The organism is Sphingobacterium sp. BIGb0116, from assembly GCF_024808035.1.
GTDB lineage: Bacteria > Bacteroidota > Bacteroidia > Sphingobacteriales > Sphingobacteriaceae > Sphingobacterium > Sphingobacterium paramultivorum.
Genome location: NZ_JANUDT010000008.1, coordinates 264,533 through 281,662 on the forward strand (window position 1 = coordinate 264,533; position 17,130 = coordinate 281,662).

The following is a 17,130-nucleotide window of genomic DNA, read 5'->3' on the forward strand; positions in this document are numbered from 1 at the left end:
GGTATTTATGACAAGGGGGAAAAGTTTCCTTTTCCCCCTTGAATATTCGATATTTATCGCCTAAGCGTGTATTGCTCTGTTTGCTGTAGCTGCTAGTGCCGCCTCTTTGATTGCTTCAGTATAGGTTGGGTGTGCATGACAAATACGTGCGATATCTTCTGCAGATGCACGGTATTCCATGGCTACGGTTGCCTCACCAATCATATCTGCTGCACGAGGACCAATCATATGTACACCTAATACTTCGTCAGTTGTCGCGTCTGCCAGTACTTTTACAAAACCATCGGTGTCACCAGATGCTTTTGCACGACCAGAAGCTTTGAAAGAGAATGATCCAGCTTTGTATTTTACACCTGCCTCTTTAAGTTGCTCTTCAGTCTTTCCAACAGAAGCAACTTCAGGCCAAGTATAAACAACACCTGGAATCAAATTATAATCAATATGTGGTTTTTGACCTGCGATATATTCAGCAACATATACACCTTCGTCCTCAGCTTTGTGTGCCAACATTGCTCCAGTGATCACATCACCAATTGCAAATACACCTTGTACAGCTGTTTCCAGATGGGCATTAACTGGGATCTTCTTACCTCTTTCTTCTACTGTGATGCCGATATTTTCTAATCCTAAGCCTTCAGAATATGCGGTACGACCAACGGCTACGATACAATAATCACCTTCTAAAGTTACTTCTTGTCCTTTTGGATCTTCAGCAGTTACTTTTACAACTTTACCTTTCGCGGAAGCTCCAGTCACTTTATGACCTAAATAGAACTCCATGCCCAACGATTTTTTCAAAACACGTTGTAGTTCTTTTCCTAAGCCACCATCCATTGTACCGATGATAGATTTTGCAAATTCAACAACTGAAACTTTTGAACCCAAACGAGCATAAACTGAGCCTAATTCCAAACCAATAACACCGCCACCAATGACAATAAGGTGTTTAGGTATCTCTTTTAGGTTAAGTGCTTCGGTTGAGGTAATGATTCTTTTTTTATCAACAGGTAAGAAAGGCAATGAAGTCGGTTTCGATCCCGTTGCGATAATTACATTTTTACCAGTGATCTGCTCTGTAGAACCATCTGCTTTCGTTATTTTGATGGTGTTTTTGTCCACAAATGAACCCACACCCTGAAAACTGTCAATTTTATTCTTCTTGAATAAGAAGGTGATACCAGCAGTATTTTGGCCAATGACATCGTCTTTACGAGCAATCATTTTTGCCATGTCTACTTTCAGGTCTTTCAAGCTGATGCCGAATGCATCAAAATTGTGCGCAGCATTGTGGTAATGCTCCGAAGAATCTAAAAGCGCTTTTGAAGGAATACATCCAACGTTAAGACAAGTACCACCAAATGTGCTATATTTTTCAATAACAGCTGTTTTTAATCCTAATTGGGCACAACGGATAGCTCCTACATATCCGCCTGGACCACTTCCGATTACAATTACGTCGTATTGCATTGATTACGTTTTATTTTTTTGTACCACAAATTTAATGATTATTAATGGGATAGGAAATCAAAACTTAAGATTTGTGACCAAAGATCCTTACTTTACATTTTTTTGATAAAAGAATGTAAATTATGCACCTTGTGGAACAATGAATCGGTGCTAGTGGGGTATAAATCGAAAAAAGGATATTCATATTTTGAATATCCTTTTTTACTTATTTGTTATTCTGCAACAATTTTTCCTTGCATGACACCATAGTGACCAGGGAAGCTACAAATAAACGTATAAACTCCTTTTTCAAGTGTAAAAGTGATTTTATCAGTTTCTCCAGGTCCCAATAATTTTGTGTGGGAAACAATTGAAGATAAAGCTGATTTTGGAATATATTCGTCTGCAGCAGCTGCAGCAGCCTCAGCACCAAAAGTTGGAAGGTCAACACCTGGTTTTAGGATAACTACGTTATGTCCCATGGACTCTTTTGGCATAGTACCTGCATTTTTGAAAGATAATTCTACTGGCTCACCCGCTTTTACACGGAATAAATCCTTATTATATTTCATTTGATCGTTACCTTCTAAAGATAAGCTGTTGGAAATAGCTACGTTTTCAATACCAGGCACTGTTTCTGTTGCTTGGCTTTCGGTTGAAGTTGTCGCTTCTGTACTAGTTGATTTTTCAGACTTGTCACTGTTTCCACCACAAGACGCAATTGATAAAGCAACTGCAACTGCTGGTATCATAAAAAGTTTTTTCATTTGAATGATTGTTTGTTTATCTTTTATTTATTGTAGGCATTTCCGCAGCCTTTAGCGGTTTAGTGATGAAGTTATGACGAACGTAATTCCTTTCTGGATGCGCGTTCATGAGAAATAACATCAAAACATCTTGTTTATGTTCTAAAATTAATGATTTCATTGATAAATTGAAACTATCATTTCAATTTTGACAATAAAGTATCAATTGTTTTATATAATTTGATAGGATCGAATGGCTTTCCGACAACTTCATTGGCTCCGGCATCGAGCGCTTCCTGTTGTTCGGCTTGGAGCACAGAGGCTGAAATGGAAATAATCGGCATGTTTGCGATTAACGGATTAGTGTTTCGACGTATTTCCTTGATCGCTTCAAAACCACTCATGAGTGGCATATGGGCATCCATAAACACCAGATCAATTTTTTTCTTATTGATTTCTTCTAATGCAATGAGGCCATTGGTCGCCAAAGTGATTTCGCAATTCCAGCTCTTCAGGATATTTGCCAGCATAAAACTGTTTAATTCATTGTCTTCAGCAATCAGGATCATCGGAAAGTTGAACTTGGGTAATTCTGTATAGAGTACCTGCGTTGCTTTCTCTACCGGTTTGTCTTTGATTTTGTCGAAAGTACATTCAAAGGAAAATATACTTCCTTTACCATATTCACTTGAAGCAAAAACCCGACCGTTGAGCAGTGCAGCAATACGTTTTACAATCGCAAGACCTAATCCTGTACCGCCAAATTTTTTGGTGATACTATCTTCTCCCTGTTCAAACGCAATAAATATTTTTTCCAGGGCGTCTTCTACGATGCCGATCCCTGTATCTATAACCTGAAACCGTAAACAGATGTTATGGTTATCTTCTGTTAGGAGCTGAATTTTTAATACAACAGAACCTTCGGAGGTGAATTTAAAACTATTGGAAATAAAGTTGGTCAATATCTGTTTCAACCGTAATGGATCTGTCAGAAAATAACTTGTGATCCGATCGTCTACATCAATTGAAAAATTGAGCCCTTTATAGTTGGCTTTATCAATAAAGAGATTGTTTAGATCATCTGTAATATCGTGCACTGATGTCGACTCCATATTAAGCTTCATCATGCCCGAATCAACTTTTGAGAGATCCAATATGTCGTTGATAATGGTCAGCAGATTTTGTGAGGCAGAATCCAGTTTATTGATCCAGTTTTCTTGTTCAAAAGTGAGCTGGGAGTTTTTTAGCATCTGTGTAATGCCCATAATGCCATTAATAGGCGTACGAATCTCATGGCTCATATTGGCTAAAAAGGTTTCTTTCGACTTTCTGGCAAGATCGGCCTCTTCTTTAGCTTTGAGAATGGCCTGTTTTGATTCTTCTAAAGCAATGTTTTTCTCTTTAATTTCCTGCTGTATCAATAATTGTTGGACAAAAGATTTTACTTTCGCGATGGTTGCTTCCGGGTTAAGCGGTTTATATAGATAATCCACAGCTCCGCTATTAAGTCCCTGAATGAGGTATTTGTCTTCTTTTGAAATCGCTGTTACCATAATGGGGATAATATGGTTTGTTTTTGGATTCTTCTTTAGGAAGGAAACAAATTCAAAACCATTGATTTCTGGCATCTGCACGTCAACGAGCGCTAAGTCAATATCCTCTTTCCAACAGATTTTTAAAGCTTCGTTGGGATCTGTGCTCGTCACTATATTTATATTTTCGATATCCTCCAGCAGTGCTGTAAGACTGATAATATTTTCAATTTTATCATCGACAATCAATATATTTATCTTCTTCATTATAGCAAATCTAAATACAATTTTAAGTCAATTGCTTGATGTAGTCTTTAATTTCTTGAATGCTCAAAATGCGTTCCTGTGCATCGAGTTGAATAGCTGCTTCAGGCATAATGGGAACTTCAGCCGTCGCAGGGTCTTGTACAAAAGTCGTCCCGCCGTATCTTTTTATCATTAATAATCCCTGTGCACCATCCTGATTCGCTCCAGAGAATAAGATAGCCGTACAATTTTCTTTATATATTTCGGCCACGGATTCAAAAGTCACATCAATTGATGGTCTTGAGTATTGAACAGGTTCCGAGATATCCAAAGAAAAGCTATAGTCTGGTTCAACTAAAAGATGATAGCCAGCAGGGGCAAAATAAATAGTCCCATCTTCTATCGCTTCCTTATCATCTGCAGTTTTTATTTTTTGAACAAGCGCTTTGGAAAGCGTGTCCTCAATACTAGAAGCATATTTAGGGTTTCTATGTACAATGACAATAACGGGTATGCGGATTGGTCGTTCCAATGACTTTAATATATTTAGAATGACACTAAACCCACCTGCAGACCCCGCTAACAAAAGAATTTTTCTTTCCATCACCTACTACCCAATTTTTTGGTAAATATTCTGTTTTTTGTTTACGATCTTAAATTTAGCAGCGTCTTTATAGTTGATTAAAGATTCTTTCGCTCCCAAACATAAGAAGCCCAGATGGCAAAGAGAATGATAGAATAAATCCAGGACTTTATTTTGCAGTTCAGTATCAAAATAGATCAATACATTACGGCAGGTAATCAGTTGAAATTCATTAAAAACGCCATCGGACACCAAGCTATGCATGGAGAAAAGGACATTTTTTTTCAGACTATTATTAATGGTAGCGGCGTTGTACATCGCTGTATAATAATCCGACAATGAGTTTTTTGGTTCTGTTTTAATAAAATTTTCCGAGTATTCTTTAACTTTTGCAAGAGAATAGATACCGCGTTTTGCCTTTTCTAACACTTTGCTGTTAATGTCGGTACCATAAATAAACGCACGTTGGTAAAGATTTGCTTCTTCTAACAATATGGCCAGCGAATAAACTTCTTCGCCAGTAGAACAGCCTGCACTCCAGAGTTTTATATGTGGATAAGTTGCGAGATAGGGAAATACATCCGTTTTTACAGCTTTATAAAAATCGGGATCCCTAAACATTTCAGTCACATTGACTGTAATTTCCTGTAGGAAATAGGTGCTGAATCCGGGCTGATTGATCAAATTGGACTTTAGCTCCTGTAGATTGAGCTTGTTAAGTTCCATTATTCTAGTCACACGTCTTTTTAAAGAAGCTCTTGTATAGCCGGACACATCATAGCCGTGGAGATTTTTTACTATATCAATAACTTCTTCCAACTCTTCAAAACTTATCATTGCTACTATTTTATCGGTTAACTCAGCCATACGCGCATTAGGGATATTAATTTGTCAACATCAACCGGTTTACTAATATAATCGTTTGCTCCAACAGCAATTGTTTTTTCTCTATCACCTTTCATTGCTTTCGCTGTCACAGCAATAATAGGAAGGTTTGCAAATTTCTTGTTTGCCCTAATTTTTTCGATAGCCTCATAACCATCCATAACGGGCATCATGATATCCATTAAAACAAGGTCAATCTGTTTATTCCGTTCAAGAATATCTAAAGCTTCCTGACCATTGTTGGCAATTTCAATGTTCATATCATAGCTTTCAAACGCCGTGCTAAGGGCAAAAATATTCCGCATATCGTCATCTGCCAGTAATACTGTTTTGAAAGCTAAATTGTTTTCCGCAATTACAGAGGATCCTGAGTGATTGAACATCGTGTATTCGTGCTTATTGCCGCGAATTTTATTTAAGAATAAATTAACTTCATCAATCAGACGATTATTTGATTTAGCTGACTTAAGGACCATCGCTTGGCTGTGATGCAAAATTTCGGAAGTCTGCTCTGTTGTGAGTTCCATTGCCGTATTGATGATAATGGGTAAATCCTTAAATTGATTGTTCGATTTGATTTCATTCAGGAGTTCAATGCCTGATTTGTCAGGGAGATTCAGATCCATAATGATGCAGTCAAACAATTTCTCTTGATCTAATAAATCGAGGGCTTGTCTCGCATTGAAAGCCTGAAATATCTGAATATGTTGTTCTTCTAAAGATTGTTTGATAAAATCGCTTTGAATTTCCTGATCTTCCACCAGCAGAATTTTTTTCAATGGATGACTAGTCGATGCTTTTATTTTTAAGAATGTTTCAGCCAAAGAGTCTTCTGACACAGGTTTAGCCATAAACCCGATGGCTCCTGCAGAAATAGGTTCATCATGTAAAAATGTTCCTGCCGACATCATGTGCACGGGGATCTCTTTGGTGCTGTCAATTTTTTTGAGGTTACGAAGAACTTCCCAACCATCCATTTTAGGCAACATAATATCTAAGATAATTGCGGCAGGTCGTAAATTTTGTGCTTTTTGTAAACCATCTTGCCCATCATAACTGATGTATACATCGTAGCCATTTTGTTCGGCGTAGTCTTTTAGAATATCTGCAAAAATAAAATCATCCTCAATAATGAGAAGTTTATTGTGTTTTCCATCGTTGTCGATCGACTTCGTTTTTTCGACTATAGGATTTTCCTTCGGAATTTGCGTTGGCGGATTACTTTCTTTTTCGATAGATGTTACTTTCGGGACTGAAATTTGAATCTCCTGTTCTAGCGGGATACTGAAGGTGAAGATACTACCTTCACCAACCTTACTGGATAAGGTTATTTTCCCTTTTAATAAGCTAGCAATTTCACGGCATATTGATAGGCCGAGACCAGTGCCACCATATTTACGGCTAGTTGAACCATCTTCCTGTTTAAAAGCATCAAAGATTAGCTCTTGTTTTTCAGGAGCAATGCCAATACCGCTATCTTCAACCGTAAAAAGAAGATTTTCTGCTTCAGCTTTTATTGCTAAAGAGACCTCGCCCTTTTCACCCGTAAATTTAAACGCATTCGATAATAAATTCTTGAGGACTTGTTGTATACGATGTTCATCACCAATGAATTCCTGCGGTGCATTTACGTCGACATCGAGTAAGAAGTGAATATTTTTCGACGCTGCGGTATCACTGAAAAAATCTTTAATATAATTGACAAGATAGTTCGTGTTGATACGTTCTTTTTGGACGTCGACTTTGCCCGATTCAATTTTTGCCAGATCCAACAATTCGTTAATTAAATGTAGTAGATCTGAGCCGGCACTATGAATAACAGAAGCATATTTTATTTGGTCCTCACTGAGGTTTTTCTTTTTGTTATCCTGAAGTAATTTGGCAAGAATGAGAATACTATTAAGTGGTGTCCGCAATTCATGGCTCATATTGGCCATAAATTCAGATTTATATTTGCTAGAAAGCTCTACTTCCTCTATTTTTTGGGCTATGGCCTGACGGGCTTTTTCCAGATCTTCATTTTGTGCAAAGAGCAATTTTGCCTTCTCGTCCAGCTCATTATTGGTTTGGATAAGTTCTTCCTGCTGTACTCGAAGCTCTTCCTCAGAAGCCTCCAACAAATGTGTCTTATGGATTAACTCTTCATTAGTTGTTCTCAATTCCTCCTGTTGAGTCTCTAATTCCTCCGTTTGTTGTTGAAGTTCCTCATAAAGATCGGCAAGCTTTCCATGAGTTTGGGCTACTTTGATGATAACGGCAATGTTATCTTTTGCTTTATCCAAGAAGTTAAATCGCAGTTGCTCGTCCTTCTCATTGATAATGGGGCAACAAATCTCCATAACACCGACACAATGGCTTTCATAAGAGAAGGGTACAATATAAATCTCAGCTTCTAAGTGATCAGATAATGAGGTCTCTAAGATAAGGTGCTTGTGGTCAATATCTTTTATTTTAACGACTTTATGATTGTTTGCGACTTCGCCCAAAATACCATCGTTTTCCTTAAACGTTCGTTTGATATACTGTGTGGAGGAAATGCCAATTTTGTGGCATAGCTGATATTCCTGATAGTTATCATCGAAAATATAAATAGTCCCACCTAATGCTTTTGTCGTGGAAGCAATAGCATGTAGGCTTATTTCAGCAATTTTCTTGTCTGTATAATCACCGCGTAACTGTTCGTCGATACCGTTAATAGCATTCAAAATCCAGTTATCACTGTTAGTCTGGTCTTGCAATAGTTGGAGGCGGTTATTGGATTCTTGTTGACTTTTCACTGTAGACCTCAGAAATCTAGAGATTGAGGAAATTTTAGCGAGAATATAGAAGAACCCACTTAAGCCAATGGCGATGAAAAGGTAAGTAATGTACTGGGCAAGTTGCAGTTCATTTCGAGACTGTTCTAACCTTTTTGCCCGTTGGTCTAATAGGTCTCTCGACATTAGATCGATCTGATTTAATATTGAGGCCTTTCGCTCGTGAATATTATGGGATATGGATTGAGTTTCCTTTGTATGATCGATATCCTGCTCAAAGTCATAAAATGCAACAATATCTTTACGGATGTTTTCAGTGCTATTTGGTTGAACATGGTAAAAATCATCTTTCAGACTTAAAGATCGTAACAGTTCATCCATTTTTTTTAATTCCATTTTATAAGGAATAAATAGCGAAGCGTCTTTCTTATTCAGGTAATCAAGTTTGATGTCATTTACCTCGTCTACACTTGATTTAATTTCATTAATGATATTGAATCTATTTTCGGCAACACGAACAATACTTCGCTCGTTATTTAAGTTATGATGCAGCGATATGAAAAAATATAGGGCTGAAAGGAAGATAAGCGAAAAAGAAATTATCACTCCTATGGTAATTTGCTTTCTATAATTTTTTCGATCCATGTTAGAATGAGTTTATCGTTTACTTTTCTGTAGGTATTGTGTTTCGATGGTACCTGGGGAAAAAGATATATGTAAAATAACAAAAAAACTTGCTATTCCTAAAATAATCAAAAGTCAGAATAGAAACAAACCTATAAACAGTCAAGGGGCATCCTAAAATAATCGATTACCGCGCAATAGCGATTTTTTGTTACGTAAGCGTAGCTCATAGCATTTTTTGTCTTTTAATTCTGAGTTGCAGCAAGTAGGGATCAAGCAGTGATCAAATTAGGCCTTTTAACAGTACTTGTTCAGTGTTTGTTCAGTGATTGTTCAGTGATAACTCAGTGTAGACTGAATAATCAGTGACTGATCACTGTCTAAAAATTGATTGAAAATTGTTCTTAGCTATATGTTGGTAGGGAGATGGTTCGGTCAAGTCTATTAAATAGAAGAAGAAAAAACGCTTATAAAAACAAAACCCTGATGATGGGCACCAGGGTTCGTTACTAACCAATTATAAACCTAAATTATGAAAAGACTTTTTAAGGGCTTCTAAACTAAATTAGTTGCCGTGTTGTGCCGTGAAAACTAAAAATGATTGTTTTTTTAAATCTTATGCAAGCTTCAAGTAAATAACTCTTCTGACTGCTTGCTGTTAGTGTTTCATAGCGAGATAACCTTTAATTATCTTCTACAAAGATACGGTAAATATACAGTAGCATCCAAATATTGTTGAGAATAAGTTGCTAATACAACTATGTTGTGACACACAAATGATATTTTGGCTTAACTGAATAATTATCTGACGGCCCTGTCAATTAGATCAGTATCGCTACGCGAATTATTACTCGAAATGCCTTACTTTTACAAAAATAAATTTTTATGGTATTGACCGAATTTAAATCGATAAGAGCATTTGTATTGGATGTAGATGGTGTATTGACTGATGGTACTGTACAAGTTAATGAAGAAGGGCATCAGTTACGTACATTTAATATAAAAGATGGCTATGCTATGCAGTTGGCGATCAAGAAAGGCTATCCTATTTTTATTATCACAGGGGGAGGTTCGAAGGGGGTCGAGCAGCGGATGAAAGGTTTGGGAATCAAAGAAGTGTATTCAAAAGTTACTGACAAGCTGTCTAAAATGAAAGAACTTGCTTATGATTACAAGCTTGAATTAAATCAGTTGATGTACATCGGTGACGATATCCCTGATTTTAGCTGTATGAAGTCTGTTGGAGTAGCTGTTTCTCCGGCAGATGCAGTAGAAGAGATCAAGAAAATTTCACATTATGTGTCTGGTTTTTGTGGCGGAAAGGGAGTTGTGCGTGAATTGATCGAAAAGGTCATGAAAGTACAAGGCAATTGGTATGAGGATGAAACAGTAAAAAGTATATAAGGATGTTGAAAAATCTAAAAAATAGAACAATTATATTAGGGTCTCAATCTCCACGGAGAAAACAGCTGTTAGCAGGGCTTGGGCTGACATTTGAAGTAGACGTTCGGGAAACGGCAGAATACGTGGATCCGAATTTATCCGCTGCTGAGGTCGTTCGCCAAATCGCTATTTGTAAAGCGGAGGCATTTGGGGATAAAGACGATTGTTTGGTTATCTGTGCTGATACTATTGTCGTATCGGATAAGGGCGAAATTTTAGGTAAACCCAAAGATGAACAGGAAGCCAGAGCAACGCTAACAAACTTGTCTGGTAAGAAACATTTGGTGTTGACTGCTGTAGCGATCTCATGGGAGGGTAAGATTAGTACTTTCGTCGAAACGACAACTGTTTATTTTTACGAATTAGATGCGGATGAAATCGATCATTATGTTACTAAATTTTCACCATTAGATAAAGCGGGTTCTTATGGAATACAGGAATGGATCGGTTTAATCGCCGTAAAAAAAATAGAGGGAGAATATAATAATGTGGTCGGATTGCCGACGGCAAAGCTTTATCAAGAATTGAAAAAGTTAATGTAAAAAAAGCGGCAAAAGCCGCTTTTTTATTATTCCTTGATTTTTTTAGCTGAGCTGTTATTTGATGAAATAACGAACCCCAGTGTAGAACATGCGTCCTGTTAATGGTCCCCAAAGCATTGAAGTATCAAAATAGTTTCCAAAGGGTTGATCCGCTGCAAGTATTGGCATATTTTGGAAATAATTAGACAGATTTTCTCCGCCCACATATACAGTGAAGTTTTTCTCTTTCCCAAAAGTTTTGCTAATCTGCGCATTCATGGTCGCATAAGCTTTTGATGCTGTAGGCATTTGATATTCAACGGGGTTCTCTGCTGTTGACGGAATGCGTTTTTGTCCAACAACATTCAACGTATAGTCTACACTCCAGCCAGAATGGTGATTATAAGCTAGGTTGACAAAACCACGGTGTTTGGCCAATAGCGGTTTGGTCTTTCTGCCACTTTCAAAATCAGTTTGGACATCAAGTAAGCGATAGGCCAATCTCGTTTCAAAATGTGGTGCTGGCATAAAGCGAAATTCTGTTTGCAAGCTATTGGAGAAAGACTTCCCATTCAAATTGTAAAAATTGATCTCTCGGGGATTTTCGTAATCGACCACGACCTGGTTAGAGAAGCTGTTGTGGAAAAATTCAACGGATGCCGAAGCCTCACGTCCAAAGATCCGCATACTTTGGTCTATCGCTATTCCGCTATTCCAGGAGACTTCAGGTTGTAGGCCATAAGCTTTATCGTATATATTAGGCGATTGAATAACCAATTTTCTACTGCTTGCCAAGACGGCCGTATTCTCTGCAAATATATTTGCTGTACGTTGACCTCTTCCTGAGCTAGCTCGAACCGTTGTTCCCGCAATCGGTGCATAACGTAAATGGATGCGTGGTGTTGTAAACCAACCATATAGGGAATTGTAGTCTTGACGGAGACCAAGAATGGCATCAAATTTTTCTGATGGACTATAGGTATATTCTGCAAATGCTCCCGAAACCACTTCTTTCCTTTTGAAGTTTTGATCTTTTAAATACCACTCATTGTAATTGTCATAATTAATGGAGGCACCAACGCGATACTTATGAGCGACTGTGCCGATAATATCTTGAAATAAGAGGTTAGCATACCCATTTTGTTGGTCCGAATTGTAGTTATTGAGTCCAAAATAGCTTTTTTGATTGTAATTTGATCCTGCAAGCTGGAGACCTATGCTGCGGTGCTTATTTTCGGGGAACACATAACCAATTTTAGCGAAACCTTCTACACGTTCAATATCAAACCCCAAACCATAGCGATTCGTTGTACCCTTATCTGTCTTTTCGTTAAAATCAATCTGCCCGCCTGTACGGTCGTCATTGAGATATTTTACCCCAAATTGTACCATAAGTCCTTTTCCATTTTCATAAAACCAACGGTTGACACCAGAGAATAGATTGCCAACAGGCACATCTCTAAACCCGTTGTGACTAAAGTTCATGGATTTGTTGTACATGAAATTGTCGTGCAACAGAACAGCAGTGGACCAATGCTGGCCAATTTTTTGTGAAAGATTTAAGTTGACATCTGTGCGTCCCATGTTGTTAGCATAGGCATTAAAAAACAATCTTTCTGAATTTTGAGGTTTTTTCAATTCGACGTTGATCTGCCCGGCCATGTTTTCGAAACCGTTGGCTACGGAACCGATACCTTTCGCGATTTGAATTGATTCAATCCATGTTCCTGCAATAGAATTTAACCCTAAAGGAGAAGCGAGCCCACGAGGTCCGGGTAAATTTTCAACGGTTAATTGGGTATAAATACCACTAAGGCCTAGCATTTGAATCTGTTTGCTGCCTGTTACAGCATCAGCACTGACGACATCGACGGAGGCATTGGTTTCAAAGCTCTCGCTTAAATCACAGCATGCCGCTTTGAATAACTCTTTTCCTGTAAGAACTTCCAGTCGTGCAGGTGTCATACGGTCGATGTAATTTGAGCGTCGTGTTCCTTTAACCTCGACTTCCATCAACACATTTCCCTTTGCTGTAATCATGATGACTTCATGAAGATCTTTGACCGTGATGGTGTCAGGTTTCATTCCTACATAACTTACAACTAATTTGTTGAACCCTTCTTTATGGTCCAATTTAAAAACACCATTTTCGTTTGTCCTTGTGTTTTTTGTTGGAAGGTTGGCCCAGTGTAAATTGGCACCAATAATGGGTTTAAGATCCCCCTTTTCGTTTTCTTCAACTACAACACCGGTAACTGTATGTGGATGGTCATGGTTATCGGTTGTTACAATTTTCTTTTCGGGTATTTTGCCATTTTCCAATCGCGGATACATACAACATTCATGGAGTTTAGCATAGGATTCATCAGTGGCAACCAAGTTGTCTACATCATGACCAACTTGAGCAATATTTTTCTTGATTGCCTCCAGTTGAACTTTTTTGGGGTTATATTTGATTTGCAATAAATTGTCTCCCGCATTCCAAACAGCCGTTTCTACGCCATGCATTTTTGCGGCAGTTTCAATACGTTTTTTACACATGGCACAATTTCCAGCCACGGTAAGAGTCCTCGTACTGTCGGTCTGTGCCTGTACAAATGCCAGAAAAAATAAGCATAGAATGGTTGTCGTATATATTTTTTTGAAAATTTGATTCATCATTTTAATTAAGAGTATTCGCTTCAACTAGCATTTAATTTTTACCTTCATGATACCGCGCAACCACATTCAAGGGGTACGGATTTATTTTTTCAGTTCTACTATTTTTGCTGAATGATTTAAAATCCACTGTTTTTTGTTCCGTGACAAGCTACGGAAAGATCAATGCTGGGAATAACGGTCTGCCGTTCTCACGAAATATAAAAACTATACTGGACTTCGGTCAATTCAAGAAAATGAACTGTGTTCGGTGAAAAGAGGTGATATTAAATTCTAAAATTTTGATTGAGAATAAAAACAGGCGGGTTCTGTCTATTGTCGCTCGCAAAATCGGTATACTTTAGTTTAGAAAAATCGTCCTCCTCCCCAGAGAAATGATAATAATTAAGTATCCAATGAAGCGTAACTATTGCGGGAGAAAAAGTGTTAAAATCAAGATTTTGTGTTACTCGGCTGAAGTGATCAACCTTTTGTGCTTCGATCTTAACATCTTTACAGCTTCCTGTTTCATGACAGTGGTTCTGCTGTTTTTTTGCAGACTTGGCACAAAGAGGGCAGGCCATATTATGGCTTTCCGATAATGATACACTTTTTGTTTCCCCTTGGCAAAAATGAAGATGCAGTGAGGCACCACTTGCTGCGAGCAAATAGAAAAATAAGCCAATAAATAGTGCAATTTTCTTCATCGAAGCAAAAATAAAGAAAATATGTAATTTTTTTTTGTAATATTTTGGATAAATGTTATAACTTGTAGTAACAAATGAAAAACCAAAAATTACCAGAGTTATGTATTTATTATTTATCAATCCGGTCAGCTCGTATTTGTTAGCTATCTTTTTAATTGTTGGGGCAATTCTATTGTACAAGGGATTCTATCATCTGGTTCGTCGTATACAGGAATAGTACAGTGTGTTCGATCTTTTTCGGAGGACTTTATCGGATAACAGCATATGTAATTTAATTCCTGAAATTTACCTATTCCAGGAAGATGTTATAAGGAAGACATTATAAGAATGGGAACATTTTTTAAATGCTCCCATTCGTTTTGTTTATCGGCTTAATAGAGGGTCACTTTTTCCCGCATTTCCAATCTCGATACGACCCGCATATTGTTCCTCAAAGTTTAGAAAACCAGTGCAGGTGAGGCGGAAATCATACCAAAAATTTTGCTTAGCCAAATCAAAATGTATCCTAATGGATTGTCCACCTTTAAGTTGCAGACTCTTTTTTTCTTTTCCATAACTGATATCCTCAAAAACAAGTTGCTGAGTTGTTTTCCCCTTGTTTGTACATGAAAAAGATAAACGCCCAGTAAACGCTGATTCATTTTTACTTTTTTCATAGGTACAGCGGATCTTTAACTCTGGGTTGTTTGTGTCACCTTTAAACGCTCGATAAAATCCATTTGGGCCATAGATTTCGAGGTGGTACATTTTTTTGTCGAAGGCGTCTAGCGACCATTGGTCCGTTACACGATCTCCAGGAGAAATAGCATAATTTCTTGAGGTTCCAACTTCTCCTTTGTAGCTAGCAGCATGGTAGACTGTAAAAGGTGAACCCGAAGCGTGTTTGCCAAAAATTTTATTTGAAGCTTCAAATGTGACCAAGTAATCCCCTTCGGATTGATATTCGCCATGCACATAAAGTTCATAGGGAAGGATACATGAATCCCGGAGCCCTTTTTCTTGTTTTGGGAAATAGGGTGAACTGCTGGGGTCTTGCTCTATTTGTTTGATCTCCATTGCGCTGAGCGCTTTGAAGCCCATGGGAAGGCCTTTGAACTTGGCTTGGTGAATCTCTTGGATAAAAGGCTCCCGTTCTAGTACAATAGGTTTGTTCATGGTTTCGCCATGGTAAGGCCTAAATGCCGAAGTTAAATCTCCACAAACTGTACGCCGCCAACTGCTGATGTTGGTTTCTTTTATATCTTTCTTGATTTTGTGGTTAATAAACTTCTCTAGGAATTGTAAACTGGAGGTATGGTCAAACACTTGCGAATTGACCCAACCGCCTCTGGTCCATGGTGAAGCAATGATCATAGGTACACGATAGCCAAGACCGATATTGCTTTCTCTTCCGCTTTCAGGATAATATTGCTCATCACGGCGTACATATTCTAACCCAGGGTTGATTCCCGCTGATACTTTTCCGCTTTCTGTATCATCCGGATTTGGAGCTGTAAAGGGTGCAAAGTGGTCAAAATACCCGTCGTTCTCGTCATATGTAAGGATAAAAATTGTTTTTTTCCAAACTTCTGGATTTTGGGTAAGAATGTCCATGATTTCGCTAACATACCATGCGCCAAACCAAGGGGAATCAGGATGGTCAGAAAAAAGCTGCGGTGGAGCCAGCCATGATACGGTTGGAAGTTTACCTTCCTCGACATCTTTTCGGAATTGATACAGGACATCTCCTTTAGGGATCTGTAACTCGCGCTGTTGCCCCCCTTCTTGATAATGCATTGTTTCTAATTCCATATAATCGGGTTGTGCACTGTTGTTAACAAAAGCACGGCGATGAATATCTTTTGTCCGCTCATCGAGCTTTTCAAAGTTCTCGGCTGTATATAGCTGTAATTCTTCTTGAATATGCTTGAGATTTTTCTTTAAATTTTCAAGTGCTTCGGCAGCTGTTGTTTCGCTAATTTTGCGCTCGAGATCTTCTTTTTTTAATGTCAGGAGCTGACGATAGCGTGGATGATATTTGACTTGATATTGGGGGAAGTACTCCATCGGATTACAACCAAAATTGGCGAGCCAGCTGTTTGCCTCACCACTATAGCCAGCGCTACTCGAAGAAATTTCATTTTGATAGATTTTCCAGTCTACGCCTAGTTCCGAAAGGCGTTCGGGGAAAGTTGTCCATGTTGCTTTCCCGCTAAACTCGGAGTCTCCATTCCAAACTAAGGCCTTTCCTGTAAGATTTTCCCGGATATTGGCTGTCCAAAAATAAAGCCTATTCGGATTTGTGCCGGTGATGCTCGAACAAAAGTGTTGGTCACAGATTGTGAAAGAGTCCGCGAGAGAATAGTAAAATGGAATATCTTCGCGACTATAATGTCCCATAGTCAACGGTAGATTCGAAAATTCTTTAAATCCGGAATGTTTTACATCCAACCATTTGTTCATCTTGCCTTTATTGCGAGCATCTGTTTGATCGGTCCAGTTGTGCGGGAGACAACCCATCCAGGTGACTTTTGAATCTTTGATATCCAATCGGAAGGGAGCAAATGTTTCGCCGGATTTTTGTGTCTGAAACCAGACTTTATTCCGATTGGGTTGACGGATAGCTCTAGGATCATTGAAGCCTCTTACACCACGCAGTGTTCCAAAGGCATGATCAAATGAACGGTTTTCCTGCATTAATAAAACAACGTGTTCGGCATCATAAAACGTGCTGCCCAATGCTGGATTAATAGCCATCGCTTTCGCAATAGCGGATGGAATAACATGGGAGATAGAAGCTCCCCCAGCAAGCATAGCCGCTTTCTTTAAAAAATCTCTTCGAGTATCCATGGTTATATCAGTATTGATTTGATTGGCTGCCTATTGCTTGGTTGATCAAGGCTGCAAAGTTCTTTCTCTTCGAAAAAACACATTTTCGAAAACTGTCTTAAAAATAAGAGTTCGATCCAAGAAAAAAGACTTTAGACCGAACTCTTATTAAAAAATTAACGCTTTGCTAATTTCT

The 17,130-nt window shown here is 38.3% G+C and carries 11 protein-coding genes; 2 read left to right on the top strand and 9 right to left on the bottom strand.

The genetic code is table 11. From position 1 onward, the window contains the following. Nucleotides 1-60: 60 nt before the first annotated feature. From lpdA to M2419_RS19205, 6 genes are all read right to left on the bottom strand, one after another. Nucleotides 61-1,467, bottom strand: coding sequence for a dihydrolipoyl dehydrogenase (lpdA, locus tag M2419_RS19180; protein WP_159730507.1), 1,407 nt, complete (start codon nucleotides 1,465-1,467; stop codon nucleotides 61-63). 212 nt (nucleotides 1,468-1,679) lie between these two features. Further along, nucleotides 1,680-2,213 (bottom strand): plastocyanin/azurin family copper-binding protein, encoded by a 534-nt coding sequence (locus M2419_RS19185; RefSeq protein WP_075991088.1) that lies wholly within the window; start codon nucleotides 2,211-2,213, stop codon nucleotides 1,680-1,682. A gap of 176 nt (nucleotides 2,214-2,389) precedes the next feature. After that, nucleotides 2,390-3,991, bottom strand: a complete 1,602-nt coding sequence (locus tag M2419_RS19190; protein ID WP_153846016.1) for a response regulator — start codon at nucleotides 3,989-3,991, stop codon at nucleotides 2,390-2,392. Nucleotides 3,992-4,013: 22 nt separating this feature from the next. Further along, nucleotides 4,014-4,574, bottom strand: a complete 561-nt coding sequence (locus M2419_RS19195) for a chemotaxis protein CheB (RefSeq protein WP_200845652.1) — start codon at nucleotides 4,572-4,574, stop codon at nucleotides 4,014-4,016. Between the two features lie 6 nt (nucleotides 4,575-4,580). Next, nucleotides 4,581-5,420: a protein-glutamate O-methyltransferase CheR gene (locus M2419_RS19200; RefSeq protein WP_227550176.1), complete on the bottom strand. Its 840-nt coding sequence runs from the start codon at nucleotides 5,418-5,420 to the stop codon at nucleotides 4,581-4,583. Then, a complete protein-coding gene (locus tag M2419_RS19205; protein ID WP_153846013.1) occupies nucleotides 5,408-8,839 on the bottom strand; it encodes a response regulator in 3,432 nt (1,143 codons plus the stop codon). Before M2419_RS19205 ends, M2419_RS19200 begins: the two co-directional genes overlap by 13 nt. 864 nt (nucleotides 8,840-9,703) lie before the next feature. On the opposite strand from M2419_RS19205, the gene M2419_RS19210 reads away from it, so the two are divergent. Both M2419_RS19210 and M2419_RS19215 read left to right on the top strand, forming a co-directional pair. Next, nucleotides 9,704-10,222, top strand: a complete 519-nt coding sequence (locus tag M2419_RS19210; RefSeq protein WP_153846012.1) for an HAD family hydrolase — start codon at nucleotides 9,704-9,706, stop codon at nucleotides 10,220-10,222. A 2-nt stretch (nucleotides 10,223-10,224) separates the two neighbouring features. Further along, on the top strand, nucleotides 10,225-10,803 hold the full coding sequence (locus tag M2419_RS19215; RefSeq protein ID WP_153846011.1) for a nucleoside triphosphate pyrophosphatase: 579 nt from the start codon (nucleotides 10,225-10,227) through the stop codon (nucleotides 10,801-10,803). Between the two features lie 54 nt (nucleotides 10,804-10,857). Here the strand turns inward: M2419_RS19215 and M2419_RS19220 are convergent, their stop codons facing one another. The 3 genes from M2419_RS19220 to M2419_RS19230 all read right to left on the bottom strand — a co-directional run bounded on the left by M2419_RS19220 (nucleotide 10,858) and on the right by M2419_RS19230 (nucleotide 16,955). Further along, on the bottom strand, nucleotides 10,858-13,443 hold the full coding sequence (locus tag M2419_RS19220) for a TonB-dependent receptor domain-containing protein (protein ID WP_153846010.1): 2,586 nt from the start codon (nucleotides 13,441-13,443) through the stop codon (nucleotides 10,858-10,860). 263 nt (nucleotides 13,444-13,706) lie between these two features. Beyond that, nucleotides 13,707-14,306, bottom strand: coding sequence for an HYC_CC_PP family protein (locus M2419_RS19225; RefSeq protein WP_153846009.1), 600 nt, complete (start codon nucleotides 14,304-14,306; stop codon nucleotides 13,707-13,709). Between the two features lie 183 nt (nucleotides 14,307-14,489). Next, nucleotides 14,490-16,955, bottom strand: a complete 2,466-nt coding sequence (locus tag M2419_RS19230; RefSeq protein ID WP_182330098.1) for a phosphocholine-specific phospholipase C — start codon at nucleotides 16,953-16,955, stop codon at nucleotides 14,490-14,492. Nucleotides 16,956-17,130 lie beyond the last annotated feature (175 nt).